The sequence below is a fragment of the Psychrobacter sp. FME6 genome (genome assembly GCF_014861365.1).
GTDB lineage: Bacteria > Pseudomonadota > Gammaproteobacteria > Pseudomonadales > Moraxellaceae > Psychrobacter.
The window spans coordinates 1-996 of the sequence record NZ_RRYW01000215.1; the positions used below are offsets into that span (position 1 = coordinate 1).

General features: G+C 42.7%; 1 protein-coding gene. It reads right to left on the bottom strand.

Annotated elements, in window-relative coordinates; translation table 11 throughout:
- Window positions 1–68 precede the first annotated feature (68 nt).
- Window positions 69–881 (bottom strand): MipA/OmpV family protein, encoded by an 813-nt coding sequence (locus EI162_RS14300; protein ID WP_192524963.1) that lies wholly within the window; start codon window positions 879–881, stop codon window positions 69–71.
- Window positions 882–996: the final 115 nt, after the last annotated feature.

Here is a 996-nt window from a genome sequence, read left to right on the forward strand (position 1 = left end):
TCTAGGTCTTTTTTTCACCTCGCATTTGGTATTGCACTTCATGTGTTAATCTAAGACTCTAAAAGATATTAAAACTTATACAACAAACCAAGTGTCGTCGTCGAGTCAGTACGCGAGTCAACCATTGGGCTATCATATTGCTCATTCGGTAAATAGCTCAAGCTTTGATTAGCAAAGCCTGCCCAGCGCTCATTAAAGTCATAATTGGCACTAATATTGATATAAGGGTTCAAGCTCGAATTTGAAGTGTAAGCCGCAACGCCTGTCTTCTCTGATTCTTTATCTGTTACGCCATAATAGTATTCATTATAGTCAGTATCATGATATTCAAAGCCAATACTTGGATAGACCGTTAACTTGTCTTTGGTTATTTTGGCAAGATACGTCAAGCGGGCACTATTGCCACCGCTATGATCTAAAACGTCAGTTGCAATCTGGGCACGAAAGCCACCAATCGGCGTACGGCGCAGGTATGTGAGACCAGCATCAGCAGATGCTTTACGCTTGTCGAGACCTTTGAGTGCGCCGCGTGCATCATCAGGATCAAACTCGCTACCAGAAAGTTGAGCATAAGCAGATAGCTGATTGGAGCCGTCGTTAATAAGGTAAGCACCAGCCTGAGCACCACGCGCGTACACTCTATTATTATCATAAAAGACACCCGGCAATACGCGTACATCAATACTGTCTTCCAAATCGTAGGCTGAGTTTATCGCCATGACATTGACACCAACGCTTAGCTGGGCATCTTTATCGGTCGGTAAGTTTTTATTAAATATAGCAGCACTAGATAGGCTAGCAGTACCAAATAAGATAGTGGCCGTTAGGGTGCTCAGCAAAGCGCGTGAGAAAGTAGGTGATAGCGTTGATGGTGTAAACATGATGTGCTCTCATAAGTGTGTGGGATTAATAAATGAAAATAAGCTTAGATTAACACATGAAGTGCAATACCAAATGCGAGGTGAAAAAAAGACCTAGATGCGCTAGCATCAAAGT

Coding starts and splice junctions, on each gene's coding strand:
- EI162_RS14300 (WP_192524963.1), bottom strand. CDS start 881: ATGTTTACACCATCAACGCTATCACCTACTTTCTCACGCGCTTTGCTG.